This is a genomic window from Sulfitobacter sp. R18_1 (genome assembly GCF_017743915.1).
Taxonomy (GTDB): domain Bacteria; phylum Pseudomonadota; class Alphaproteobacteria; order Rhodobacterales; family Rhodobacteraceae; genus Sulfitobacter; species Sulfitobacter faviae.
On sequence record NZ_JAGHRG010000008.1, the window covers coordinates 158,855 to 184,468 of the forward strand.

The 25,614-nt window shown below is 63.4% G+C and carries 26 protein-coding genes and 1 tRNA gene; 9 read left to right on the top strand and 18 right to left on the bottom strand.

Annotated elements, in window-relative coordinates:
- Positions 1-99: 99 nt before the first annotated feature.
- The gene (locus J7392_RS16380) at positions 100-612 is read left to right on the top strand and encodes a PepSY domain-containing protein (protein ID WP_209218527.1); all 513 of its coding nucleotides are present in this window, start codon (positions 100-102) and stop codon (positions 610-612) included.
- 114 nt (positions 613-726) lie between these two features.
- On the opposite strand, the gene J7392_RS16385 is transcribed toward J7392_RS16380, so the two are convergent.
- The 3 genes from J7392_RS16385 to J7392_RS16395 all read right to left on the bottom strand — a co-directional run bounded on the left by J7392_RS16385 (position 727) and on the right by J7392_RS16395 (position 4,857).
- A complete protein-coding gene (locus J7392_RS16385) occupies positions 727-3,234 on the bottom strand; it encodes a cation:proton antiporter (protein ID WP_209218528.1) in 2,508 nt (835 codons plus the stop codon).
- Between the two features lie 76 nt (positions 3,235-3,310).
- A complete protein-coding gene (locus J7392_RS16390) occupies positions 3,311-3,940 on the bottom strand; it encodes a DUF1523 family protein (RefSeq protein ID WP_209218529.1) in 630 nt (209 codons plus the stop codon).
- A 128-nt stretch (positions 3,941-4,068) separates the two neighbouring features.
- Positions 4,069-4,857: an alpha/beta hydrolase gene (locus J7392_RS16395; protein ID WP_209218530.1), complete on the bottom strand. Its 789-nt coding sequence runs from the start codon at positions 4,855-4,857 to the stop codon at positions 4,069-4,071.
- Between the two features lie 91 nt (positions 4,858-4,948).
- Between J7392_RS16395 and J7392_RS16400 the strand changes: the two genes are divergently transcribed.
- Positions 4,949-6,424 carry an NAD-dependent succinate-semialdehyde dehydrogenase gene (locus J7392_RS16400; RefSeq protein WP_067266799.1) on the top strand — a complete coding sequence of 492 codons (1,476 nt, stop codon included), beginning with the start codon at positions 4,949-4,951 and terminating at the stop codon, positions 6,422-6,424.
- Positions 6,425-6,482: 58 nt separating this feature from the next.
- On the opposite strand, the gene J7392_RS16405 is transcribed toward J7392_RS16400, so the two are convergent.
- The 9 genes from J7392_RS16405 to J7392_RS16445 all read right to left on the bottom strand — a co-directional run bounded on the left by J7392_RS16405 (position 6,483) and on the right by J7392_RS16445 (position 14,130).
- Entirely contained in the window at positions 6,483-6,740 is a 258-nt protein-coding gene (locus J7392_RS16405) for a DUF6525 family protein (protein WP_209218531.1), read from the bottom strand.
- Between the two features lie 14 nt (positions 6,741-6,754).
- Positions 6,755-7,429 carry a metal-binding protein ZinT gene (locus J7392_RS16410; RefSeq protein ID WP_209218532.1) on the bottom strand — a complete coding sequence of 225 codons (675 nt, stop codon included), beginning with the start codon at positions 7,427-7,429 and terminating at the stop codon, positions 6,755-6,757.
- Positions 7,430-7,610: 181 nt separating this feature from the next.
- Positions 7,611-8,117 (bottom strand): hypothetical protein, encoded by a 507-nt coding sequence (locus J7392_RS16415; RefSeq protein WP_209218533.1) that lies wholly within the window; start codon positions 8,115-8,117, stop codon positions 7,611-7,613.
- 246 nt (positions 8,118-8,363) lie between these two features.
- Positions 8,364-8,834: an Hsp20 family protein gene (locus J7392_RS16420; protein ID WP_067268529.1), complete on the bottom strand. Its 471-nt coding sequence runs from the start codon at positions 8,832-8,834 to the stop codon at positions 8,364-8,366.
- 149 nt (positions 8,835-8,983) lie between these two features.
- Positions 8,984-9,787 carry a trypsin-like serine protease gene (locus J7392_RS16425; RefSeq protein ID WP_231886460.1) on the bottom strand — a complete coding sequence of 268 codons (804 nt, stop codon included), beginning with the start codon at positions 9,785-9,787 and terminating at the stop codon, positions 8,984-8,986.
- A 75-nt stretch (positions 9,788-9,862) separates the two neighbouring features.
- The gene (gene glcF, locus J7392_RS16430) at positions 9,863-11,191 is read right to left on the bottom strand and encodes a glycolate oxidase subunit GlcF (protein WP_209218534.1); all 1,329 of its coding nucleotides are present in this window, start codon (positions 11,189-11,191) and stop codon (positions 9,863-9,865) included.
- 13 nt (positions 11,192-11,204) lie between these two features.
- Positions 11,205-11,573, bottom strand: a complete 369-nt coding sequence (locus tag J7392_RS16435) for a hypothetical protein (protein ID WP_209218535.1) — start codon at positions 11,571-11,573, stop codon at positions 11,205-11,207.
- Positions 11,570-12,682, bottom strand: a complete 1,113-nt coding sequence (locus J7392_RS16440; protein WP_209218536.1) for an FAD-binding protein — start codon at positions 12,680-12,682, stop codon at positions 11,570-11,572. The genes J7392_RS16435 and J7392_RS16440 overlap by 4 nt, the downstream gene beginning before the upstream one ends.
- Entirely contained in the window at positions 12,679-14,130 is a 1,452-nt protein-coding gene (locus tag J7392_RS16445; RefSeq protein ID WP_209218537.1) for an FAD-linked oxidase C-terminal domain-containing protein, read from the bottom strand. Before J7392_RS16445 ends, J7392_RS16440 begins: the two co-directional genes overlap by 4 nt.
- Before the next feature lie 185 nt (positions 14,131-14,315).
- On the opposite strand from J7392_RS16445, the gene J7392_RS16450 reads away from it, so the two are divergent.
- Positions 14,316-14,672 (top strand): hypothetical protein, encoded by a 357-nt coding sequence (locus J7392_RS16450; RefSeq protein WP_209218538.1) that lies wholly within the window; start codon positions 14,316-14,318, stop codon positions 14,670-14,672.
- Between the two features lie 11 nt (positions 14,673-14,683).
- On the opposite strand, the gene rlmH is transcribed toward J7392_RS16450, so the two are convergent.
- The 3 genes from rlmH to J7392_RS16465 all read right to left on the bottom strand — a co-directional run bounded on the left by rlmH (position 14,684) and on the right by J7392_RS16465 (position 17,090).
- Complete coding sequence (gene rlmH, locus J7392_RS16455) at positions 14,684-15,154, bottom strand: 23S rRNA (pseudouridine(1915)-N(3))-methyltransferase RlmH (protein ID WP_209218539.1); 471 nt, start codon at positions 15,152-15,154, stop codon at positions 14,684-14,686.
- A 22-nt stretch (positions 15,155-15,176) separates the two neighbouring features.
- Positions 15,177-15,548: a ribosome silencing factor gene (gene rsfS, locus J7392_RS16460; protein WP_067268516.1), complete on the bottom strand. Its 372-nt coding sequence runs from the start codon at positions 15,546-15,548 to the stop codon at positions 15,177-15,179.
- 186 nt (positions 15,549-15,734) lie between these two features.
- Complete coding sequence (locus J7392_RS16465; protein ID WP_209218540.1) at positions 15,735-17,090, bottom strand: mechanosensitive ion channel domain-containing protein; 1,356 nt, start codon at positions 17,088-17,090, stop codon at positions 15,735-15,737.
- A 278-nt stretch (positions 17,091-17,368) separates the two neighbouring features.
- On the opposite strand from J7392_RS16465, the gene leuC reads away from it, so the two are divergent.
- Positions 17,369-18,775: a 3-isopropylmalate dehydratase large subunit gene (gene leuC / locus J7392_RS16470; protein ID WP_067268511.1), complete on the top strand. Its 1,407-nt coding sequence runs from the start codon at positions 17,369-17,371 to the stop codon at positions 18,773-18,775.
- A 38-nt stretch (positions 18,776-18,813) separates the two neighbouring features.
- On the opposite strand, the gene J7392_RS16475 is transcribed toward leuC, so the two are convergent.
- Positions 18,814-19,029, bottom strand: a complete 216-nt coding sequence (locus tag J7392_RS16475) for a DUF2945 domain-containing protein (RefSeq protein WP_067268510.1) — start codon at positions 19,027-19,029, stop codon at positions 18,814-18,816.
- An 80-nt stretch (positions 19,030-19,109) separates the two neighbouring features.
- Here J7392_RS16475 and leuD point away from each other — a divergent pair, with 80 nt between their 5' ends.
- The 5 genes from leuD to J7392_RS16500 all read left to right on the top strand — a co-directional run bounded on the left by leuD (position 19,110) and on the right by J7392_RS16500 (position 23,257).
- The gene (gene leuD / locus J7392_RS16480) at positions 19,110-19,715 is read left to right on the top strand and encodes a 3-isopropylmalate dehydratase small subunit (RefSeq protein ID WP_067268508.1); all 606 of its coding nucleotides are present in this window, start codon (positions 19,110-19,112) and stop codon (positions 19,713-19,715) included.
- A 277-nt stretch (positions 19,716-19,992) separates the two neighbouring features.
- Positions 19,993-20,823, top strand: a complete 831-nt coding sequence (locus tag J7392_RS16485; protein WP_348540707.1) for a hypothetical protein — start codon at positions 19,993-19,995, stop codon at positions 20,821-20,823.
- On the top strand, positions 20,706-21,812 hold the full coding sequence (locus J7392_RS16490; RefSeq protein ID WP_209218541.1) for an endonuclease/exonuclease/phosphatase family protein: 1,107 nt from the start codon (positions 20,706-20,708) through the stop codon (positions 21,810-21,812). Before J7392_RS16485 ends, J7392_RS16490 begins: the two co-directional genes overlap by 118 nt.
- Positions 21,813-21,884: 72 nt before the next feature.
- Complete coding sequence (gene leuB / locus J7392_RS16495; RefSeq protein WP_209218542.1) at positions 21,885-22,991, top strand: 3-isopropylmalate dehydrogenase; 1,107 nt, start codon at positions 21,885-21,887, stop codon at positions 22,989-22,991.
- A gap of 189 nt (positions 22,992-23,180) precedes the next feature.
- Positions 23,181-23,257 (top strand) — tRNA-Pro (locus J7392_RS16500).
- A gap of 43 nt (positions 23,258-23,300) precedes the next feature.
- On the opposite strand, the gene J7392_RS16505 is transcribed toward J7392_RS16500, so the two are convergent.
- Both J7392_RS16505 and J7392_RS16510 read right to left on the bottom strand, forming a co-directional pair.
- Positions 23,301-24,059, bottom strand: coding sequence for a glutaredoxin (locus J7392_RS16505; RefSeq protein ID WP_209218543.1), 759 nt, complete (start codon positions 24,057-24,059; stop codon positions 23,301-23,303).
- A 128-nt stretch (positions 24,060-24,187) separates the two neighbouring features.
- Positions 24,188-25,585: a PAS domain S-box protein gene (locus J7392_RS16510; RefSeq protein WP_209218544.1), complete on the bottom strand. Its 1,398-nt coding sequence runs from the start codon at positions 25,583-25,585 to the stop codon at positions 24,188-24,190.
- Positions 25,586-25,614: the final 29 nt, after the last annotated feature.

Below are 25,614 nucleotides of genomic sequence, written 5' to 3' on the forward strand. Positions count from 1 at the left end.
GCCGCCCGCCCCTACCGTCTGGAACAGCCCCCCGCGCCAAGCGTTGAACCAAGAACGCCGCCATGCGGCCCGACGCACCACAACGCAAGAGGTTTTTCCATGACACATAAGTTCACCGCCCTCGCCACATCGCTCCTGCTCGCCCCCGCAGCCCTCTTCGCGCAAGAGACCGCCCCTGAGGCCGAGCGCATCAGCATGTCCCAAGCCATCAAATCGGCGCAAAGCAGCATCGATGGCGGCGTGCTGGAAGCCGAGATCGAAACCGAAGGCGACGCGCTGGTCTATGAGATCGACCTCGTCCGCGGCGAATCCGTGTATGAAGTCACCGTCAATGCCGCCACCGGCGATGTGATGAAGCAGTCCGAAGAGCAACTCACCAGCTTCCTCAGCGGCCTCTTCCAAGAGGATGAGTTGCGCGCCGCTGGCACGGCCCGCGATGTGCTAATGACCGCACTGACCGAGCTTGAAGGCCAAGACAGCACATGGATCGAGGAAGTCTCGCTCGACGATGAAGATGACCGCATGGTTTATGAAGTCGAACTGACCGACGCCACCGGCGAACGCGAACTACTGATCGACGCCACCACCGGCGAAATCACCCCCGACGACTAACCCCAGCCAAAGGTGCGGCCGCCTCTACCGGCCGCACCTCCCTCACTTCATCCTTTCTCAAATACCCTGCACAACACCGCCCCCAAACGCCCCACCAGCGTTTGACGCGCCGAGCTACCCCCGCCCGCCCGAGATCAGATCCACCGGATCGATCCCGCGCTTCTCCGCACTGGCACGCACCGCCTCGCGCAGGGCCGCGCTTCGTTCCAACAGGCGGCGGAACCGGTCCTCGTCCAGAACCAAAAGCGTGGTCGGCGCGATGGCGCGCACATCCACCCGGCGGACGCGGTTCGTCAGGATCGCCATCTGGCCGAACATCTCCCCCCGCCCCAATCGCCAAGTCTGACCCGCGCTTTCCAATTCGACAGCACCTGAGGCGATGAAAAACACGCTGCGCGCGGGGCTTTCCTTGCGCAAAACCACGTCACCGATATCGACATAGCGGGTCTTGAGCGCCCGGCTCAGCCGTTTGAGCGCGCCCTCCTCCAGATCCGCAAACAGCGGAAACTGCTCGATGAAAGCGCCGCGCCGCACGGCGAGGTCAAGGCCCGGGCGCCTCTCCGCCGCGGTGCGCCGGGTCGCCAGTTCCTGCATCAAGGCGGTATAGACCTCGGCCCCAAAGAGACCGTCTTCGCGCATCAATGTATATTCACGCTCTTCCAAACGCAGAGCCGTGCGGCGGATGAAACGCCGTTCCAACTCCTCGGCATAGCCGGGGTACTGCAAGCGCAGCCCCTCCAGCGCGGTCTCGATCCCTTCGATGCGCCGCGCCAACAGGTCGTGCAGCAATTCCGCCACCCGCCGCCCGTGAATCCGGCGAATGCGACCATCGATGAAAGTGCCCAGATCCCGCAGGATCAACCGTTGCGACAGCAGCATTTCAAAGCGGTCCGCCGTCATCCGCGCCAGCGGCCCCGACACGCCGTAGCGCCCGTGCAACACCGCCGCCGCGCGAAATGTGCGCCCATAGGCCACGCTGCGCCGCGCCGCGCGTTGATAGCCGCTGCGCCCTTGGGTTCGCGCCCCCTCGATCAACCGGTCCGCATCCGAGAGCACCAGATCGGCCATCCGGGCCGAGATCGTCCGCTCGCGCACCCGTGCCAGGATCGTGTCACGCTCATGCCCCGCCAGCGCGATCAGCCCAAGCGCGATGCGGTCGCGGTCGAGGATATCGGTCGCTTCCTCCGCGGTCTTGACCGCTGTCTCAAGCCGTTCGCCAAACCGTTTCGCCTCGGAGCGCACGATGTCGCGGTTCAGGTCGTAATTCTCTGTCGTTTGGGCCACGTCCTCGCGCACGGTCTGCAGGGCCACGGCGATGACCTGCCGCGACAGCGCGTGATCGATGGGCGAGAGTTGATCGAGCCCCAACCGCCCGATGATCCAACGCAGCGTCGTACCCTGGGCCAGCAGGGTGAAGAGCGTGAAGCCGGTGGCCAAGATACCCACGATCCGCTGAATGTCATCCGGCACCCGCACGCTTTCCGTCACCGCGAGCGCCAGTGCCAGCGTGACCGCTCCGCGCAAGCCGCCCCAGAGGATCGCCACCCGATAGGGCCGCTCGACCGCGGGCGAAAGCTTCGCCGCCGTCAACAGGGGCAGCAGGCCGAAAAGGATCACCGCGCGGGCGAAAATGGCAGCCACCACGACCACGGCGATGAGAAAGAAATCCTCCAGCCGGACTTCTTCCAACAGCCGCGGGATCAGCAGAGCGGCGAGGATAAAGATCAGCGCCCCCGCCCAATGGGCCAGCACGTCCCAAAGCTCGCGCAGGTTGGTCAATGCCTGTGGCGGCAGCCGCCCCGGCGCGGTGAGGTTCAGCGTCAGACCCGCGGCCACCACGGCGATCACCCCCGAAGCGCCGACGCTTTGCTCGGCCACGATATAGGCCAGATAGGGCAGCGCGACCGAGATGGACTGCTGCGCCAATTCATGCCGCGCAAACAGCGCCATGACCCAAACCGCGATCCGCGCGCCCAGCCAGCCCACCAGCGCGCCGCCTGCGATCAGCATCGGGAATTGCGCAAGCGCACTGCCCAGTTCCGGGTCGGGAATGCCCAGCATGACATAGCCCATGAACAGGCCGAAAAGCGCGATGGCGGCGGCGTCGTTCAGCAGGCTTTCGCCCTCAATGATCCGCGCAAGCCGCCGCGGGGCCGAGATCGACCGAAAGATCGAAACCACCGCCGATGGATCCGTGGTCGAGACGATGGCCCCGATCAGCAGGCAGGCCGCCAGCGGGATCGCACTGACCCAGAACAGCGCGTAGCCGATGCTGACCGTCGCCACCACCACGGCCACCACCGCTAGCACCAGAATGGGCACCCAGTCGTCGACCATACGGCGCAGGTTCATTCCCAATGTCGCCTGAAACAACAGCGTCGGCAGGAAGACGTATAGAAAGACGTTCGACCGGATCGGCAGCCCCAGAATGGCCGCCGCCACCGGGTTCAGCGCATCCGTCAAATCAGTCCGCAAGAAAAAGGTCGCCGAGACCCCGATCAGGATGCCCAGCACCGCAAGGATCACGCTGTAGGGCAATTGCAACCGCGCCGCCAAAGGCTCGGCCAAGCCGATAACGACAAAGAGCGACGCAATGACCGTGGTGACGAGGATGATGTCCATATAGGATGGAATACCAGAATTTAGCTGAATGCGGGGCGCTTCTTGCCCCGCTCAGCGCCTGCAGTTCGTGGTGAGGTTATTTCCGCGCGCGTCGTTCGGCCCGCCAGCGGGCAAAGCGGCCCCGGCGCGCGGCGATGTCATCCTCGATCGCCTCGATCTTTGGATCCAGCCGCGCCCGGCGGAACCGCCGCCAGCGCACCCAGATCGCATAGAACAGCGCGGCGGCGAGGGTCAGCACGATGATGGTCACAAAGGGGATACCCTTGCTCGCCTCCGGCCCCTCGACCGGACGGAGCGAGATGGCATTGGGATAGATCGACAACAGCTCACTGCGCCAGCCGTAGTGTTTCAGCGCGTAATACTGTGGCGCGCCGGTGGTGCTGCGGGCATCGGCTGCCTCGGCCTGAAGGTTGGCAGTGTCGAACTTGAAATAGGGCGGCCAGCCCCAGCCGGTGTCTTCGTTGCGGTAGACCATGACATCGCCCTTGGCCCGGCGGGTCTGGATGAAAAAGACATCGCGGTTGACCGCTTGCCCGGCACTATCCGTCGATGAGCCGGACCAGAAGATCGAACTGTTGCCGAAGTCGATCCGCTTTTCATAGGTGTCCGTGACGCGAACGATATCGGTCTGCGGCAGGGTATAGTGGAAGAACGCCCCCACCAGCACCCAGACGGTCACCCAGAACACCCATTTAACGATTCTCATCTTCGGCCCTTTCCATTAGGTCGCGCGGCCGAACAGGGGCCTTTGCCCTTCTGACATAGTGTTTCCGCGGCACTGCGGCAAATGCCTTACGCGCAATAAGGCGGGACATTTGCCGCAAAATGCGGGCCTTAGCTGCCCAGCAGCGCTTTGGTCAGGCCGCTGTCGGCCTCGGCCAGCGGATCGATCACGTCGAAATGGTGCTTGCCCTCGGCCACCACATGTTTCGCACCCCAACTGCGGGCGAAATTCTCGGCCTGTTCAAGGAAGGCGGGCCGTTCCTGAGCGCCCACCCAGACGGTGACATCAACGCCGTGCGGCGGGGTCATGTTCATCGGGCTTTCGGCCTCGGCCTCGGCCTCGTCCAGCCGCAGGGTGTCGTTCATCTGGGTCTGAAGCAGCGGCGCCAGATCAGCCACGGGGGAGATCGGCACGATCCGCGTGATCCGGTCGCGCACCTCGGCCCCCAGCAGCAGCGGGTCGGTCATGCGGGCCACCAAATGGCCCCCCGCCGAATGGCCCGACAGAACGATGGTGCCCTGTGTGCGGTTCGCCACTTCGGTCAGCGCAGCGGCGACCTGCGTGGAGATCTCAGAGATACGCACATCGGGGCAAAGGTCATAAGACGGCATCGCCACGGCATAGCCCCGCGCCAGCGGACCGGCGGCCAGATGCGACCAATAGCTTTTGTCGAAAGCCTTCCAATAGCCGCCATGCACGAAGACCGCCGTGCCGCGCGACACGCCCTCGGGCTGGAAAAAGTCGAACTTTTGACGGTCCGAAGGGCCATAGCGCACGTTAAGCTGCGCCCGCGCCCCCAATGACGCGCGGAATGCCTCTGCCTCCTTTTCCCAGCGGGGCGGAAAGCCGTCGGCCCCGTCGATATAGGCAGCGTTTGCATAGGCGTCATCTAGCATCATTTGGGTCTCCCACCCCGGATTTGATCAAACTTAACTGGACAATCATACTCGTTGTTGCTTTGGAGGCTATAGAGAATAGCGGAGAGATGACATGACTGATGCTAAGACGGATCTGAAATCACTGCTGAAAGACCCCAGCCTGCTTGAAACCCGCGCCTATATCGGCGGCCAATGGGTCGAAGGCGACGACGGTACATTTGACGTGACCAATCCCGCGCGGGGCGATGTCATCGCACAGGTCGCCGACCTTAGCCGCGCGCAGGTCGCGGGCGCGATTGCCCAAGCCGAGAAGGCGCAAAAGGACTGGGCCGCTTGGACTGGCAAGGAACGCGCCGCCGTGCTGCGCAAATGGTTCGACCTGATGATGGAGAACCAAGACGATCTGGGCACCATCCTCACTGCCGAACAGGGCAAGCCGCTGGCCGAAGCCAAGGGCGAGATCGCCTATGGCGCCTCCTTCATCGAATTCTTTGGCGAAGAGGCCAAGCGCGTCTACGGCGAGATGATCCCCGGCCACCAGCGTGACAAGCGCATCATGGTGATGAAACAACCCATCGGCGTCGCGGCCTCGATCACCCCGTGGAACTTCCCCAACGCGATGATCACCCGCAAAGCCGCGCCAGCGCTGGCGGCGGGCTGTTCCTTCGTGGCGCGTCCGGCGGCGGAGACGCCGCTCTCGGCCATCGTCATGGGTGTACTCGCGGAACGCGCAGGGATCCCGGCGGGCGTGTTCAACGTGGTGCCATCCTCCTCCTCCTCCGCCGTGGGCAAGGAGTTCTGCGAGAACCCGGCGGTGCGCAAGCTCACCTTCACCGGCTCGACCGAGGTCGGGCGCATCCTGCTGAAACAGGCCGCCGATCAGGTGATGAAATGCTCGATGGAACTGGGCGGCAACGCGCCCTTCATCGTCTTCGACGACGCCGATCTTGATGCGGCGGTCGAGGGCGCGATCATGTGCAAGTTCCGCAACAACGGCCAGACCTGCGTCTGCGCGAACCGGATCTATGTGCAGGCGGGTGTCTATGACGCCTTCGCGGCCAAGCTGAAGGACCGCGTGAGCCAGATGAAGGTCGGCGACGGCCTCGAAGAAGGCACCGATCTTGGCCCGCTCATCAACCCCGAAGCCTCGGACAAGGTGCAAGAGCATATCAAGGACGCGGTCGACAACGGCGCGGAAATCATTCTGGGCAACGCCAAGGACGACATGGGCGGCAACTTCTTCGGACCCACCATCGTGACCGGCGTGACGCAGGACATGAAGGTCGCCAAGGAAGAGACCTTCGGCCCCCTCGCGCCGCTCTTCAAGTTCGAGGATGTGGATGACGTGATCGCCATGGCCAACGACACGATCTTCGGCCTTGCCTCCTATTTCTATGCCAAGGACCTCAGCCGCGTCTACAAGGTGGCCGAGGCGCTGGAATATGGCATCGTCGGCGTCAACACCGGCATCATCTCGACCGAGCTTGCGCCCTTTGGCGGGGTCAAGCAATCCGGCCTCGGGCGCGAAGGGTCGCACCATGGGATCGAAGACTATCTTGAGATGAAATACGTCTGCCTGTCGGTCTAAGCACCGGCGGAAGTTAAAGAAACGGGGCGTGCCATGGCGCGCCCCGTTTTGCATCGGACTATTGCGTGAGCCGGTCCTGTGCCAGCATCCGGCGCTCCGCCTGCGAAAGATGCGAGATCGCTTGGGCCACATCACCTTCGCAACGCTGCAACGCCCGACACCACAGCCGATGCGCAGAACGGGGCGACCAGGGCAGTGCCGCCTGCGCCAGCCATGCCCGCAGGGGCGGCGGCAGTTGGTCAAAGGCCGCCATCGGGTTCCCCTGACGGCGCCGCTGTTTCAGCCCGCTGCGCAGGTTTCGCTTTTTGCCAGTCATGCCGCGGGCCGCCCTTAATGCGCCTGCATATCCGCCGCGATCTCAGACGCGCTCAGCTCGGCGGGGAAATAGGTCGGCCAGTTGGTCAACTCTTCCAAAACCTCGGGGCGGTCGTCGCCCCAGTAGAGGTGATAGTGATCGGCCTTTTGCGGCGCGATGATATGGTCGCTGAATTGGATATATTCCGGCGCCTCGGCATCGCCGCCCTCTTTGGCAAAGACATAGCGCACGCCGCGGTTGCCCTTCTTGTAGGTCAGCACCTCATAGCCATCGCTGGCATAGCGCCCTTGCACCGGATCACCGTCCCGGAAGAAGGTCACGGCATTGCCGTCGATGGTGATGCGGTTCACATCGGTGGCATAGCCGACCTCGTAATAGGCCTTGTACTCCGCCGCCGTCTTGTCGCCGTGCTCGGCCTTGTGCTGCATCACCGCGTCCAGCGCGCCCTGCTGCAACAGCGGGTAGACCGATTGCCAGTCGCCCGCCCAATCCGACAAGGGCCGATCCTTGATCTGCGCGTCGTCAAAGTAGCCTTTGTAGATGTCGTTCTGGTCGTGGGCGTGGTCATGCGCATGGGAATGATCGTGGTCATGCGATGCCTCTTTCGTTTCGGCCACGACCGGGGCCGAAAGGGCAAGGCCCGCGCTCAGCGTCAGGAAGAATAGCGGGGATGCGGATGTTTGGGGCATGTCGTTCTCCGTGGTTTGGCCTGCATCATGATTCGATATGTTATATCATAACTAAGTCGGAGTAGCCCCGTCCTAGAGAGTTTGCAACCCGATGACCCCAGCCCGAACACGAAAAAGCCGACAGCACTTTCATGCTGTCGGCCTTCGGGCGGGGGAGAGATACGCCCTGGGGTGACCCGTCTTAGTTGGTCCGGGTCTGCGCCGCGCCGTCCGCATTCACTTGCTGGGACAGGGCCGCGGCGAATTCTTCGCCCGTCATGCCGATGAGCAGCTGGCCATCGGCGTCGACATCTTGGTCGATCTGCACGACCGCACGGTCGCTATCGGCGGCGAATTCCTCGGCCAGATCGATGGAATAGCGCATGGAACCGTCCGCTTGCGGCTCTGCGTTCGAGATGGTGCCGATGACCGTATCATCTGAGGCGACGGCCACGGTGCTGCCATCCAGCGCGATATCGGCATCCGTATCAATGTCCGAGGTCGCGGTTTGGTCGATGGACCGTTCGGTGGTCAGGGTGCCATTCGCCTCGGCCCCGGCTGTGGTGTCCAGTTCCGTGCCCGCCAGATCGGCGGTCGCATCGGTGCCGACACCCGCGTCCAGCGTCTGTGCGGCGACTGGGGCCGCCATAAGAGCGGCGACAGCCGTGGTCAGGGAAAGCTTGCGTAGGGAATTTGCATAGGTCGTCATGGTTCTTCCTTTCATTGCGCGTGCGGTACTCTGCACGCTGTTGTCCGGGCACGCCTGCCCGGTCCCCCACTCAACCCGACAGCTTTTGCTTGGTTTCACCCCGCCCCCCGCGCAGCAGAAAGCCGCCGTTTTCGCCCCTAGCCTTCGGCAGATATTCACCCACGAATGGGTCGAGCTTGGGAGGCGACCGCCCACAAAAAAGGCCCGCCAAAAGCGGGCCTTCGCAAAGCGTTGGAACGGGTACGCTTAGTTCACGGATTTGGCGTCAACCACGTCCTTGTCGATCGCCTTCACCTCGGAGGAAATGGTGATCTGACGCGGTTTCAGGGCCTCGGGCACCTGACGCTCAAGCTCGATATGCAGCATGCCATTGGCATGGGCCGCGCCGATGACCTGAACGTGGTCCGCCAGATGGAAGCGACGCTCAAAGGCGCGGGTGGCGATGCCACGGTGCAGATAGGTCTTGGCCTCATCCTCATCCGCCTTGCGGGCCGAAACGATCAGCGCCTTCTCACGCACTTCGACGCTCAGGTCGCTGTCCGAGAAACCGGCGACGGCGATCGAGATGCGATAGGCATCATTGTCGAGCTTTTCGATGTTGTAGGGGGGATAGCTGGGGGTGGCCCCATCATTTGTCAGAACCCGGTCCATCATGTTGGCGATCTGGTCGAAACCAACGCTGGAGCGGTAAAGGGGTGCGAAATCAAAGCTACGCATGTGTTCATCCTCATCAGTGAGCGATTGACATATCGGGCCTTCCACCATTGGACAGACCCGGTTTTTCAAGCGCCGAAGCCCTATTGAGGCACCTCGGCAAAGCTCATGTGGGAAAGGGTTTGCGCGCTTTCAAGTCCTGCCGCGCAGAATTACGGGCGGATGAATTTCGCCCCGGTGCCGCGCTCTTCGCCGACGCGGATGCGCTTGCCTGCGGGGTTGGAATCCAGAAACACGCCCTTGCCCGCCACCAGCTCCGCTTGCAGCAGCGCCAAAGGCGCGCCAAGCGCCGTGCCGAGCGAGACCTGCGCGCCCTCAACCTCGGCCTTGGCCGAAACGACAGAGACGATATGCGCCTCGCCTGCGACGAAACTAAAGATCGGCGCCCCGCTTGAGCCGAAATCGACCGCGCAGGAGGTCACCAGAACCCCCTCTTGCTGGGCCAGCACCTTGCAGACCTCTTGCAAAGACGGTGCCTCGGCCCGGTCGCGGGCGTAGCTGACCACGCCCACACGGTCGCCGGGGCGCGGACGCGCGGCGGTGCCGAAGGGGCGGATGGTGGTGTTGCGGATCGGGCGGGAGAGTTCCAGAAGCGCCAGATCATTGCGCACCCGGCCCGAAGAGACCTCACCGTCATAGACGTAGTCGGGATGCACCACGGCGCGGCGGATATCACGATAGGCGCCCGCGCGGCCATTGCGCCAACCGGCGAGGAACTGCACCTCACCATGGTCGATCCGGGCCTTGGTTTCGCGGTCAAACAGGCAATGCGCCGCGGTCAGCACCAGACGCGGGGCGATCAGCGTACCGGTGCAAAAGCCGGTCCCACCGATGTCGAGACGGCCCACCGCCTCCCACGCGGCGGCATCCACACCGTTGTCGAGCGCTTTGAGCGCGCTGTCTTGGGCCTGCGCCGCCGTGGCAAGGGTAAAGACGCCGAAGATAGCCGCCAACAATTGTCGCAAAATGCACCTCAAAACCATGTTTACTTGGCGGATATAGGGGAGTTGCGGCGAAAATACGGCGCAGGCTTAACGCAAACGCGGCACCTGCGCAGGCGCGTCGGGATCGCGGCTGAGCGCGGGCGGTTTCGGCCCGCCACAGGCCCAATCGAGCAGTTCGACGCTATGCACCACCGGCACCCCAGTGCCCGATCCGATCTGCATCATGCAGCCGATATTGCCCGCCGCGATCACATTTGGCGATTTGGCCTCCAAGGTCTTGATCTTGCGCTCTTTCAGCTTGGCCGAAATCTCGGGCTGCATCAGATTGTAGGTGCCCGCCGAGCCGCAGCAGAGGTGACTGTCCGCCGGTTCCACCACCGTGTATCCCGCCTGTTTCAGCAGAGTCTTCGGCGTGGCCTTGATCTGTTGCCCATGTTGCAGCGAGCAGGCCGCGTGATAGGCGACGACCATGCCCGGCGCTGCCGGTTCGGCGAAGGGCAAGTCGAGCTCTGCCAGCAGTTCCGTCACATCCTTTGCAAGGGCCGAGACCCGCGCCGCATCCTCTGCCAGCGGATCATTGCGGAACATATGGCCGTAGTCCTTCACCGTGGTGCCGCAGCCTGAGGTATTGATCACGATGGCATCCAGCCCCTTGCCGTCCATCTCGGCCCGCCATGCGCGGATGTTGCGGGCGGCGTGGGCGTGGCTCTCATCGGTCTTGCCCATGTGATGGGTCAGCGCGCCGCAACAGCCCGCCCCTTCGGCCACCACCACCTCGCAGCCCGCGCGGGTTAGCAGCCGGATCGTGGCGTCGTTGATATCGGTGTTCAGCGCCTTTTGGGCGCAGCCGGTCATCAGGGCCACCCGGCGCTGCGGCTTGCCCTTAGCCGGAAAGCTCTGCGGGTCGTCGTTGCGGCTGACCGGGGGAACCGTCTTGGGCGCCATCTCCAGCATGGCGCGCAGCCGCGCGTCGGGCATCAGCCGGGCAAAGGGCCGCCCGATCTTGGCCCCGAGCAGCGCCAGCCGAAAGCGTGTGGGATAGGGCAGAATCCGCGCCAGCATCCAGCGCAAGGCGCGTTCGCCCATGGGGCGCTTGTAGCGTTCTTCGATATAAGCGCGGGCGTGATCGACCAGATGCATGTAATGCACCCCCGAGGGGCAGGTCGTCATACAAGCGAGGCAAGACAGGCAGCGGTCGATATGCTGAACCGTCTTCGGATCCGGGTCGCGGTCGTTCTCCAGCATGTCCTTGATCAGGTAGATGCGTCCGCGCGGGCTGTCCAACTCATCGCCCAAGACCTGATAGGTCGGGCAGGTCGCCGTGCAGAAGCCGCAGTGCACACAGGCGCGTAGAATCTCATTGCTGCGCTGCGTGTCAGGATCCTGCAACTGCGCGGGGGTGAAGGTGGTTTGCATGGCGGCTCCGTTCCTATGTGCTGCGCATCAGATTGGCGAGGACGAGGCCGAACCACGGCACCGTCGTGCCCACGGCCCCCAAAACCCCGCTCCACCGGCGCATCGCCGGGCGCGGATCGGCCCGGCGCAGCGCTTGGACCACCAGCGCGATCACCCCGATCCAAGCGGCCCAGAGCGCCAAGGCGATGGCCCCCAACAGCCAAGCGCTGTCACCCCAATAGCGCAGCAGACCATAGCGCAGGGCGAGCGCGATGAGAAAGGTCACCAGCACCATCGCCGCCAAGGCGCGGATGGCCCGAAGCGAAGGCGGCACGGCGATCAGCGCCTTGAACAGAAACGGGCCGATCAGAAAGACGATGAGGAAGACCAGCACCAAAGTCATGCGCTCTGGGCCAAGGCTTCGGCGTTAAACAAGCCACGGGGGTCGAACTTGGCCCTGAGCCCCGCCGTCAACCGCGCCACCCCCGGGGCTTCGGGTTCCTGTCGGGGCAGCGTCCCCGCCGCCTCCGCCCGCAACAAGGTCGCGTGGCCGTCATATTGCCCCAAGCGCGCGCGCAGGTCCGTGCCGGGGGCCATGCGCAGCCATAGCAGCCCCCCGGCCCAATCATAGAGCCGCGCCTCCGCTCCGGCCTTAGCCGCAAGCGCCGGAGCCTCGGTCGGCCGGCAATGCAGGCGCCAGACATCCCCCGCCGCCCCATGGAAGGGCGCCACATCTCGCAGATCACGCCAGAGGGTCTCTGAGCTACCTTCTGCAAGCACCTCGATCTCGCCGCCCGTGGCGGCAAGCAAATCCTCTAACCGCCCGATCCGGTAGGTGACCGAGGTCTCGAACCCCTCCAACCGCAGGACCGTTTGGCCCTGCGCCGGGTCATGGGCCGCGCCGGTCACCTCGAAGGGGCTGCGCATGGCCAGCGCCATCGCGGCGATGGCAGCGGCGTCGTCCAGCCCGGACAGCACGAGCGTCGCGCTGGTTTCGGGTTTCGGGAGTACCTTCAGCGAGACTTCGGTCAGCGCGCCCAAGGTGCCTTGCGACCCGGCCATCAGCTTGACCAGATCATAGCCGGTGACGTTCTTCATCACCCGCCCCCCGTTCTTGATGATGGCCCCCTGCCCATCGACGAACCGCACCCCCAAGAGGAAATCCCGCGCCGCCCCAACAGCAAGCCGCCGCGGGCCGCTGACATTGGCGGCAAAGACCCCGCCGATGGTCGGCGTGCCGCTGCGGCCCATGAGCGCGCGGTGGTCCATCGGCTCAAAGGCCAGCCGCTGCCCCTCGGCGGCCAAAGCGGCCTCGATCTCGGAGACCGGCGTGCCCGCCTGCGCGACCAGCGTCAGCGCGCCCGGCTCGTAAAGGGTGATCCCCCGCAGACCGGCAAGCGACAGCGCCGCGCCCGGCCCCGCCATGCCGCGCGTATCCCCGCCGCGCAGGGAGAGGGGCGCCTCTGCGCCACGGATCGCCTCGGCCAGCTCCGCCTCGGAAGTCACCGTCACGCCGCCACCGACGCGCCGCTGCCGCGCCGCCCTTCCGTCACGTCGAGGGGGAAGACCTTGGCCGGGTTCAACAGCCATGCCGGGTCAAAGACATCCTTCACGGCCAATTGCGCTTCTAGATCGGCGGGGCCGTATTGCTCATGCATCAGATCGCGCTTCTCGATCCCGACCCCATGCTCCCCGGTCAGGCAACCGCCCGCTTCGACGCAGAGCCGCAGGATGTCGGCGCCAAAGGCCTCGCATTTCTCCAAGTCGCCGGGTTTGTTGGCGTCAAACAGGATCAGCGGGTGCATATTGCCGTCGCCCGCGTGAAAAACATTGCCGACCTTGAGGCCATAGTCATCGGACATCTCACCGATGCGGCGCAGCACCATGGGCAATTCGTTCACCGGGATGGTGCCATCAAGGCACATGTAGTCATTGATCTGCCCCATGGCGCCAAAGGCGGACTTGCGGCCCAGCCAAATCGCGGCGCTTTCCTCGGCGCTGGTGCTTTCGCGCAGTTCCACCGGGTTGTGACGGCGGGCAATCTCGGTGATCAGGGCCAGCTGGTGGTCGATCTCGGCATCCGAGCCTTCGACCTCAACAATCAGCAGCGCCTCGCACATTGGGTAGCCCGCATGGGCAAAAGCCTCCGTCGCCTCGATGCAGGGGCGGTCCATGAATTCGATCGCCACGGGCAAGACGCCGGCCTTGATGATGTCGCTGACACAGGCCCCGGCGACAGCATTATCGTCAAAGCCCATCAGCACGGGCCGGGCGCCTTCGGGTTTGGGCAGGATGCGCAGGGTGGCTTCGGTCACCACGCCCAACTGCCCCTCGGAGCCGCAGATCACGCCCAAAAGGTCCAGCCCGCCCGCGTCCATATAACCGCCGCCGATCTCGACCACTTCGCCGTCCATCATGACCATGGTGACGCCCAAAAGGTTGTTGGTGGTGACACCGTATTTCAGGCAATGCGCCCCGCCCGAGTTCATCGCGATATTGCCCGCAATGGCACAGGCCAACTGGCTGGAGGGGTCAGGCGCGTAGAAGAAGCCGTCTTCCTCCACCGCGCCGGTGACGCTGAGGTTGGTGCGCCCGGTCTGCACGCGCATAAGGCGGTTGTCGTAATCGACCTCAAGCACCTCGGCCATGCGCGCCACCCCCAGCACCACGCTATCGGCGGTGGGCAAGGCCCCTCCGGCAAGCGACGTGCCCGAGCCGCGCGGCACCACCGGCACGCCCTCCTCATGGCAGATCGCCAGAATTGACGAGACTTCTTCGGTGCTGGCAGGCAGGGTCACGGCCAAGGGGGGGCATTTATAGGCCGTCAGCGCGTCGCATTCATAGGCGCGGGTCTCATGCGCATCGTCGATCACGGCATCGCGGGGCAGCGCCGCGCGCAGCCGCGCCACGACCCGCGCCTTGCGCGCAATGATCCCGGCATCGGGTGTTGGCATCTGCATTGCGGTCCCTCCTCTGGCCCGCAGCATAGAGCCTATGGCGCGGGTTTGGCCAGTTTGCCGCGCGCCTGGTGCAATTGCACCACTAAATTGCGGCTTCAGGGTGAATTGCACTGGGCCCAACTTCCGCCTACCTTGGAACCTTTCCGAAATGCGCTATATTCAGTTCGTTGTTTTATTGGTGTCCCATGTTCAAACGTAGCCTCATTCTCGCCTTCTTGGCCTTTGCCGCGCCGGGTTTCGCCGATCCGCCCGCCATTCTGAATGTCACGGTCGATCGACAGGGCGATTTGTGGAAGTTTGACGTCACCATCCGGCACAACGATAGCGGCTGGGACCACTATGCCGACGCTTGGCGCATTCTGGACCCCAATGGGAAACCCTTGGGCACCCGCAATCTGGCACATCCGCATGTGAAAGAGCAGCCCTTCACCCGCTCCCTTTCGGGCGTGCGCATCCCCGAGGGGATGACGGAGGTCAGCATTCAGGCGCGCGACAGCGTCAGCGGCTGGTCTTCGGAATTGGTGACGATCCCGCTGCCCTGACCTACGCCCGTTCAGACCCGGTGGTAAGGCCCGCCCGAGAGGATCGCGGCGGCGCGGTAAAGCTGTTCGGCCAGCATGACCCGCACCAGCATATGCGGCCAGACCATCTTGCCAAAAGAGAGGGCATGATCCGCCTCAGCCCGCAGGCTGGGGTCGATGCCATCGGCGCCGCCGATGACAAAAGCCAAATCTCCCTGCCCGGCGTCCCGCCAATTGCCAAGCCGTTCGGCGAATGCGGGGGAGGTTTCGACCTTGCCGCGCTCATCCAGCACGCAGATCACCGCCCCTTGGGGGATCGCGCGCCGTAGCAGCACGGCTTCGGCGGCCATGCCGCCGTTCTTCTTGTCTTCCATCTCGACCACGCGCGCGGGGCCAAGGCCCAGACCGCGCCCGGTCCGGTCGAACCGGGTCAGATAATCATCGACAAGGGATTTTTCCGGACCGGCGCGAAGCCGGCCCATGGCACACATGTGAACCCGCATGACCTAGGCCCGCAAAGCGGGATCAGTGCGGTGCCGCTGTGGCCGCGTCGTCGCCGCCCAGCCACATCTTTTCAAGCTGGTAGAATTCACGCACTTCGGGCCGGAAGACATGCACGACAACGTCGCCTGTGTCGATCAAGACCCAGTCGCCGGTTTCGCGGCCTTCCATCTTGGACGTACGTCCGGTGGCGTCTTTGACGGCCTGCGCCAGCTTTTCCGAGATCGCCGAAACCTGCCGCGTGGAGCGGCCCGAGCAGATCACCATATAGTCGCCGATGGCCGTTTTGCCGCGCAGATCGATCTGCACGATATCTTCGGCCTTGTCGTCATTCAGCGAGGAAAGGATAAGCGCCAGCAGGTCGTCGCTGGTTGCGATTTGCGAGGCGGCAGTCATTGCAGCCCCATGGTCAGCAGCCTGCGCTGCGTCAACGTTAAGAGACAGGACATTGTCCTCCTTCGTAAATAGCACCATCAATGCTGAACGCTTGCCCCGGTGCCGAGCAGCCCCAATTTAGCGACCCGGGGTTTATTTTTCAATGGATCGCGTAGCCGTAGCGTTAACCACGGCGCAAATCCCCGCTCACTCAGGCATATCCCGCGATGCCGCGGCGCGCGACAGGGCCAGTTGACTGTCTTCGATGACTTTTACCTCGCGCTGCGGGAAGGGGATAGAGATGCCGTGTTTCTTGAAGGCATCCCAAAGCGCCAGATAGACATTGCCGCGAATGTTGGTCAGCCCGCCGGTCGGATCCTTGATCCAGAAGCGCAGGATGTAATCCACCGACGAATCGCCAAAGCCCACGATATGGCAAACCGGCGCCTTGTAGCTCAGCACCCGGTCGACGCCCTTGGCCGCCTCCACCGCCAGTTTGCGCACCAGATGCGGATCGTCGGAATAGGCCGTGCCGAAATAGATATCGAGCCGCACAAAGTCATTGGAGTGGGACCAGTTCACCACCTGCCCGGTGATCAGGTCTTCGTTCGGGATCAGGTATTCCTTGCCATCCCGCGTCACCACAGACGCATAGCGCGCGCCGAGCGTTTGGATCCAGCCAAAGGTCTCGCCCAGACTGATCACATCGCCGGGCTTGATTGACTTGTCGAGCAGGATGATCACGCCCGAGACGAGGTTCGACACCACCTTTTGCAGACCGAAACCAAGGCCCACGCCGATCGCACCCGACAGCACCGCAAGCCCGGTCAGGTCAATCCCCACCGCCCGCACGCCGATGAAAAACGCGAGCCCGTAAAGCAGGATTTGCACCCCCTTCACGGCCAGCACCTGCATGGAGGGGCTGATGTCTTCGTTCTTGCGGATTGTCGCTGCGGTGGTCGTGCTGACCAGCCGCGCCATGGTCAAAAGCGCGCCGACAACCACCAGCGCGGTCAGAATGGTCAGCACCGAGAGGCGGAATTCGCCCACAGTCAGCGCGACGCCGTCCAGAAACAAGGCCACATCATCGGCGACGTTCAACATGTAGAGCGTGGCATAGATCCACAGCCCCCATGTCACCATGCGCCGCAAGGGTCGGTTGCGCACCAGACGCGCGGCGAAAGCGATGCCCACATAGATCGCCGCCAACGTCGCCGCCAAACCGATGAGATAGGACCGCGACGGCCATGTCACGTTTTGCATCACCTGATAAAGCAGCCCCGCCAGCAAAGCGAACCAGATCAACCCCAAGCGCCGCTTGACCTGCACCACCACGCGCAATTGCCACTTGGACCAGCCTTCGCGGGAGCGGACCCAGTTTTGCAACATCACGCCGGTGAGCCGGTGCAACACCCACGCCAGTGCCACCAAGGCCAGCAGGATCAGGATTTGGTTTTGCCGCCAGCCGGGGCTCAGAATGCTTTCCCCAAAGCCGAGCACCCCGTCGAACAGAGCCTGAAGCGAAAGCAGAAAGTTCGAAAACGGGTGGCTTTCAGGGATCATGGGTGGCCTTTGCAGCTAGGGAGGATCACGGTCGCACAGGCTTTGCGCCGGGGCAAGATGACCCGCAGCCCACCCCCTGCCTCCAAGACGATCACGACACCTTGCGAGACTCGCTCAGGCGCTATATCCCTTGCCCCATGATACTGGTGTTTGATCTTTGCGACCGTGCGCGTCTGCGCGAACGCTTTTTCGGCGCGACGCATAGCGTTCTGGCGCGACTATAAGCCACCCCTCTCAGCCACACCCATAGCCATTCCAAACCACGGGAGAGGACCATCATGTCCCCCAAGACGCTTTACGATAAAATCTGGGACGCCCATGTCGTCCACGAAGCCGATGACGGCACCTGCTTGCTCTATATCGACCGCCATCTGGTGCATGAAGTGACCAGCCCGCAGGCCTTTGAAGGGCTTCGCATGTCGGGCCGCACCGTGCGCGCCCCGGACAAGACCATCGCCGTGCCGGACCACAACGTGCCGACCACCGAGGGCCGCGAAGACCCCGAAGCGATGACCGAAGACAGCCGCATTCAGGTCTCCGCCCTCGACAAGAACGCGCGTGAGTTCGGCGTGCATTACTACCCGGTCTCGGACGTGCGCCAAGGCATTGTGCATATCGTCGGCCCTGAGCAGGGCTGGACCCTGCCCGGCATGACTGTCGTCTGCGGCGACAGCCACACCGCGACCCACGGCGCCTTCGGCGCGCTGGCCCACGGCATCGGCACGTCGGAGGTCGAGCATGTTCTGGCCACCCAGACGCTGATCCAGCGCAAGGGCAAGAACATGAAGGTCGAGATCACCGGCAAGCTGCGCCCCGGCGTCACGGCCAAGGACATCACCCTTTCCGTCATCGGCGCCACCGGCACCGCGGGCGGCACCGGCTATGTCATCGAATACTGCGGCGAGGCGATCCGCGACCTGTCGATGGAAGGCCGCATGACCGTCTGCAACATGGCGATCGAAGGCGGCGCCCGCGCGGGCCTCATCGCGCCGGATGAGAAGACCTTCGAGTATTGCAAGGGCCGCCCCCACGCTCCGAAAGGCGCACAGTGGGAAGCGGCGATGGACTGGTGGAAAACCCTCTTCTCTGACGAGGACGCCCATTGGGACAAGGTCGTGACGCTCAAGGGCGAAGACATCGCACCGGTCGTCACATGGGGCACCTCCCCCGAAGACGTGCTGCCGATCGACGCGACTGTCCCCTCGCCCGAAGACTTCAAGGGCGGCAAGGTCGACGCGGTGAAACGTGCGTTGGAGTATATGGACCTGAAACCGGGTCAAAAGCTCACCGATATCGAGATCGACACCGTCTTCATCGGCTCCTGCACCAACGGCCGCATCGAAGACCTGCGCGCCGCTGCCGAAGTGCTGAAGGGCAAGAAGATCAAGGACGGTCTGCGTGCCATGGTCGTGCCCGGCTCTGGCCTCGTCCGGGCACAGGCCGAGGAGGAAGGGCTGGCGGACATTTTCCGCGAGGCCGGTTTCGAATGGCGTCTGGCGGGCTGCTCCATGTGTCTGGCAATGAACCCCGACCAGCTTGCTCCCGGCGAACGCTGCGCGGCCACGTCGAACCGCAACTTCGAGGGGCGTCAGGGCTATAAGGGCCGCACGCATCTCGTGTCCCCCGGCATGGCCGCCGCCGCCGCACTCACCGGTCACCTGACCGACCTGCGCGAACTGGCGTGAGCGACCGGGGCATGGATACCGGGCGCGTTGCGCAGGGCTCAGTCGGCCTTGCGCAGCTCGCTGCCGGACTTCAGCACTTCGCTGCCGTCGTCCTGTTCGATCTTATAGGCCGGTTCGTCATCGCTCGCCTTGCGGGTCACCTCGCTGCCCTGCAGCTTCAGCGTGATCTTCTGCGTGTATTTCTTGACGATCTTGCCGGTCCCGGTGCCATTGCCCCAGTCCCATTCCACCTTCGTGCCGGTTTGGTACGACATGCCATGCCTTCCTGATACACCATTTGCCTAGAACGCGCCGTCAGGCGGCGCGGTTCCCGCACTCTCCGAAGGATACCCCGATGGAAAAGTTTACAGAAATCACCGGCACCGCGGCTCCCATGCCGCTGGTGAACATCGACACCGACATGATCATCCCCAAGGTCTTTCTCAAGACGATCAAACGCTCCGGCCTTGGCGTGAACCTGTTCGACGAAATGCGCTATGACCGCGAAGGCAACGAAATCCCCGATTTCGTGCTGAACCAACCGCAATATCGCGACGCGCAGATCCTCGTGGCGGGCGACAACTTCGGCTGCGGCTCCTCACGCGAACACGCGCCTTGGGCGATCCTTGATTTCGGCATCCGCTGCGTCATCGCACCCAGCTTCGCCGACATCTTTTACAACAACTGCTTCAAGAACGGCATCTTGCCCATCGCCCTGCCGCAAGAGCAGGTCGACGTGCTGATGAAAGACGCCGAAAAGGGATCGAACGCGCGAATGACCATCGATCTGGAAGGCCAGACCGTGACCACCTCAGATGGTGAGACATTCCCCTTCGAAGTGGACGCCTTCAAAAAGCACTGCCTTCTCAACGGGCTGGACGACATCGGCCTCACGCTTGAAAAAGGTGCCGCCATCGACAGCTATGAGGATTCGCTGGGCCAAAGCCGCCCTTGGGTCTAACGCCCGGCCTGCATGATCAAACTTGTGGGCGCAAACCGCGCGCCCACAAGATGTTGCCGTCTGCCATCAAACCGCCACGGAATTGATGCAAGAAGGCACCACCCCCTCCCTCAAAATACCCCAGTATCCTGCTCTTCTCTCCGCGGAGCCTTGAGGCATGTGCGGAAAGAAGGCAAAAATTGGACCATAATGAGGCACACCCCATCAACCGGGGGCATCAAGTTGGAACAAGCACGCGGCATCGTATCGCGGCTGGCCAGTTTGAAAGGGCAGAGCAGTGATCGGACGAATGACAGGCGCGGCGACGCGTGGCCTATTGGTGGCGCTATTGATTGCCATCCCGGCGCTTCTCTTGCCGGGGGCCGATGCGGAATCCAGCCAGATCACCGTGCTGCTCGCCTGTATCGCGGCGATCCTCACCTTCATGGAATACAACGCCCGCCAGCCCGGCATCGTCGAATTTCGCGACGCGCCGCCTTTCAATCGGCTGCGCTTCATCAGCCTGCTCTTCACGATCCTCGTCCTGTCGCTTATCGCGCGGGGTCAAACGGCCCCCACCCTGCTGACCGGCGCGCTCACCGCGCTTGGCACGATACTGGGCAATGCGCTTGATTTCCCCTATTCCCCGGTGCGTCTCGTGGTTCTGATGATACCCGCCGACGCCCCTCTCGCGGCGGTCAACCTGATCCGCACGGCGGCGGGTCTGGCCTATCTGGTCTCGCTCATCGCGTTGGCGACCTTCGTGGTGCTGGTGCGCGTCATGGGCTGGCCCGCGCGCCAAGGGGCCTTCAACGTCTGGGTGAACCTGCCGCTCTTTGACCCAACGGCGGGCGGCGATGTGCTCTACCGGCTGCAACGGGACGCGCGGATCAACATCGCGCTTGGCTTCCTTCTGCCCTTCTTCATCCCCGCAGTGGTCAAGGCCACCGCCGATCTGCTAGATCCGATCTCACTGAGCAATCATCAAACCATGATCTGGACAATAAGCGCATGGGCATTCCTTCCGGCCAGTATGATCATGCGCGGCATCGCCATGGGGCGGGTGGCCGAGATGATCCACGACAAACGCCGCCGCGCCTACGCCGAAGCGCATATGCAGGCCGCCTGATCCGCTTTCTGCTGGCGCTGCTCCTGCTGACCGGCACCGCGCAGGCCGAACCGCTGCGTATCGCCACCTTCAACATAGAATTGTCGCGCAAAGGGCCGGGCCTCCTCCTGCGTGATATCCTACGCGGGGACGACCCCGCCGTCGCCTCCGTGATCGAAACCATCACCAGCGCCGATCCCGATATCATCGCGCTACAAGGCATCGACTACGATCTCGAACAGGCCGCCCTCAATGCCCTCGCCGATGCGCTCACCGCCGCGGGCGCGCCTTATCCCCACCGCTTCGCCGCGCCGCCCAATGCAGGCCGCCAAAGCGGGGTCGACCTCGACGGTGACGGCAAGCTCGGCACCCCCCGTGACGCCCAAGGCTATGGCCGCTTCTTCGGCCAAGGCGCCATGGCGATCCTCTCACGCCACCCGATCCGAGAGGCCGAGTTCCAAGATTTCAGCACCCTCCTCTGGCGCGACCTCCCCGATACACTCTACCCAATGATCGACGGTACCCCCTTTGCGGGCGCCGAAGCCCATGCCACACAGCGCCTCTCCTCCAACGGCCACTGGTCCCTGCCGATCCAAACCCCGGAGGGCCCCGTCACGCTGCTGACCTACCACGCCACCCCGCCGGTCTTCGACGGCCCCGAAGACCGCAATGGCCGCCGCAACCACGACGAAACCATCTTCTGGCTCCACCACCTCGCCGGAAAGATCGGGACGCCCCCGTCACCCCCCTTCGTCCTGCTGGGCGACGCCAATCTCGACCCGCAGCGCGGCGACGGGCGCGGCGAAGCCATTGCCGCCCTCCTCTCCCATCCCACGCTGCAAGCCCCCCTGCCGCACCGCCCCACAGTCAACTGGTCCCAAACCGGCCCAATGCGCGTGGACTACATCCTGCCCTCCCGCGACTGGCAGGTGCTCGACGCTGGCTTTATATGGCCCAAGGGCGAAAGCGCCAGCCGCCATGCCCTCGTCTGGGTCGACCTCACCCGCTGACGCCCCCCCCTATCTTGACCCTCCGGAACCCGCAGGCTACCCAATCTCCAACCGTATTTTCAGGAGTTTCCCATGGCCAACCCATCCTTGCTCATCCTCCCCGGCGACGGCATCGGCCCCGAGGTCATGGCGCAGGTCACACGCATCATCGACTGGTTCGGCGAAAAGCGCGATCTGGCCTTCGACGTAGAGCATGATCTGGTCGGCGGTGCAGCCTATGACAAACACGGCACCCCGCTGCATGATGACACGATGGCCCGCGCCCTCGAAGTCGACGCCGTGCTGCTGGGCGCCGTCGGCGGCCCAAAATACGACGACCTCGACTTCTCCGTAAAACCCGAACGCGGCCTTTTGCGCCTGCGCAAGGAAATGGACCTCTTCTCCAACCTGCGCCCGGCACAATGCTTTGACGCGCTGGCCGATTTCTCCTCGCTGAAAAAAGACATCGTCGCCGGTCTCGACATCATGATCGTCCGCGAACTGACCTCTGGCGTCTATTTCGGCGAACCACGTGGCATTTTTGAGGAAGGCAATGAACGCGTCGGCATCAACACGCAGCGCTACACCGAAAGCGAGATCGAGCGCGTTGCCCGCTCCGCCTTCGAGCTCGCCCGCCGCCGCGGCAACAAAGTCTGCTCCATGGAGAAAGCTAACGTCATGGAAAGCGGCATCCTGTGGCGCGAAGTCACCCAACGGGTGCGCGACGCCGAATACCCGGATGTCGAACTCAGCCACATGTATGCCGACAATGGCGCCATGCAGCTCGTGCGCGCGCCCAAACAGTTCGACGTGATCGTCACCGACAACCTCTTTGGCGACATCCTCAGCGACTGCGCCGCCATGCTGACCGGCAGCCTCGGCATGCTGCCCTCCGCCAGCCTCGGCGCGCCTAATGCCGATGGCCGCCCTAAGGCCCTCTACGAGCCCGTCCACGGCTCCGCCCCCGACATCGCTGGCCAAGGCAAAGCCAACCCAATCGCCTGTATCCTCAGTTTCGCCATGGCGCTGCGCTACTCCTTCGACCAAGGCGAAGAAGCCGCCCGTCTGGAAAAAGCCGTCGAACGCGCGCTGGCCGATGGCGCCCGCACCCCCGACCTGATGGGCCCCGAAGGCGGCACCCCCATCACGACCGAGGAAATGGGCGACGCCATCCTCAAAGCCCTCGACGCCAGCCTATAAGAAACCAACGCGGGGTTTCACGCCCCGCCCCTTCCCCTTCATCCTTTCTCAAATACCCTCGGGGGAGCAGCCGCAGGCTGCGGGGGCAGCGCCCCCAATTACCCTCGCTTTCCTCAAACGCCACGCAAAATCCCTGCAACTGACCAATTGCCAAAGCCGCCAAGCTGCGCTATTGCGCTGCACATCGGTCGGGCTGTAGCGCAGCCTGGTAGCGCACCTGCTTCGGGAGCAGGGGGTCGGAGGTTCGAATCCTCTCAGCCCGACCAGATACCCCCCAGCTCCCTAGGCCCAAAACTCGGATCGCTCCGCTCAGCCGTAGACCTTGAGCAGCATCCAGACCCCCATGCCCAGCATCATGACGTTCTCGGTGAGGGAGACGACCCCAAGCGGCACATTGCTCGACCCGCCGACGCAGGCGCATTTAAGCTCGCGTTTGTCGACATAGACCGCCTTGATCACCGAAACCGCGCCAATTGCGCCGATCACGATCGCCACGGGGGCCGAGAGCCAGGTCAGCGCCCCGGCGGTCATCAAAATACCCGCCAGCGCCTCCCCGAAAGGATAGACCTTGCCATAGGGCACCCACCGCTGCGCCAGCAGGTCGTAGTTCAGAAACATCGTCGAGAAGCTTTCGATATCCTGCAACTTCTGAACGGCGAGGAAACACATGGAGATCGAGATGAACCACTCAAAAGCCCGAAGTGTGAAGATGTTGCCGAATGCATACCAAGAGAGCCCCAGTGCCATCAGGAAGGCCACACCGAAAATAGCAATGACGGGCTGATAGCTGGTGTCCGATTGCTCTTCCTTGGGCTTGTCCAAACCGAAATGCACGCGCAGATCGTCGTAGCCACCGATCCGCTCCCCCTCGATGAAAGTCTGCGGCGTGGTCTCCACACCCTCTTTCGCCATGAAGGCATCGGTCTCTTCGCGGGTCGTGAGGTGGTGATCTTCGACGTGGTAGCCCTGCCGCTCCAGCAGGTCTTTCGATTTCAACCCGAAGGGACAGAGGTGTTGTTCCATCACCATCCGGTAGAGTTTCGCGGTCTTGCCCTGTCCTTCGGCCATCCTAGCCTCCTTTTGCCTTTTCAAACGACATCTCGAAGGAGGAACGAGTTTCCAGCGCAGGAGAGTTCCGCAAAGGGGTGATTTAGATCAACCGGCAACCCGGCGCAGCATCACAGGCGCGCCGCCGCTCAGGCCAGTTTTCCCAGATGCGCGGCAGGGATCGTGACGGTCCAGGTCAGAGCGTTTTCGCTGGTTACCGTTTCCGCCGCGCCATTGACCATCGCAGGCGCCAATACGGACAGAACCTTGCTCCCGAAACCGGTGGCTTTCTTGGCAGAGGGGTCAAAGGTGATGCCGGTCTCGATCCACTGGAAACGCAGCCCCCCCTTTTCGGTATGGGACCAGTGGCATTGGATATCGCCGCAGCCGTCGCTCATCACCCCGTATTTCGTGGAATTCGTTGCCAGTTCATGCAGCGCCATGCCGATCAGTTGCAACGCCTGCGGTCCCAAAGCGACAGAGGGGCCATCCACATCCACCGCCTTGGCCTGCAAATGCAAAAACGGGTCCAACTGCGCGCGCACCAGTTCGGCCAGATCCACCGAAGACCAGCCGCCATCGACCAGCAAATCGGTGGACCGGGCCAGCGCCTGAATACGGGCCCCGAAGGATTTGTTGAACTCCGCGAGAGAGGCCGCCGAACTCGCCGTTTGACGCTGCATCGCCGTGACCAGAGAAAGCATGTTCTTGGCCCGGTGGATGACCTCACGCGAGACGAGATCGCGCACCTCTTCGGCCTTGCGCGTGGCGGTCACATCATGGTGGATGTTCGAGATCGAGACGATATCCCCCGAAAGCGTCCGAATGGGCGTGCAGGCGATGGTGACATGGCGCTCGGTTCCGTCCTTGGCCACGCGCACCGCATTGAACTGGCGCAGCTTGCCGGCCATGATCTGATCGCGATACTCAAGCACCCGCGTCGGCCACTCCGGCGGATACAAAAGCTCGACCGACTGGCCCAAAGCCTCCTCTTCCGTATAGCCGTAGAGCCGCTCGGCTGCCGGATTCCAACTGATGATGCGGCCTTCCATGTCATAGGTCAGGATCGCTTCGGCCGTGGTGGCCACGAGGGCGGCAAAGGTTTCCGCCTGCACATGGGCACGTTCGATATCGTCATGGGCCATGCGGCGCGTCGTGACATTGCGGTGCTGCAACAGCAGGCAGGGCGCGCCTTGGATCGTCAAGCGGTTGGCGTTGAGTTGAAACCAGCGCCGCACCCCCGGCCCATCGCAGGGGTATTCCCCCTCAAAGGAAGTCCCGGTTTTCAGCGCTTGGCGCAGCCCCTCCAGAACCGTTTCCGCCTGCACCACGGCACCCATGGCCGCCGCTTCGCAGATGTCAAAGTAATTGGCCCCGACGTAATGCGTTCCGGCATCGCCGCCGTTCTCTTCGCAAAACAGTTTCCACGCCATATTGACCGCGACAATCTTGCCGGTGGCGTCAAGAATGACCACCTCATCGGTCATCCCCTCGATCAATTCATAATGGCTGGCGTCGAGCGTGACGCTTTGGGTGCTTTTCAACATAGCCCCACCATAGCGCGAATTCGGCATTG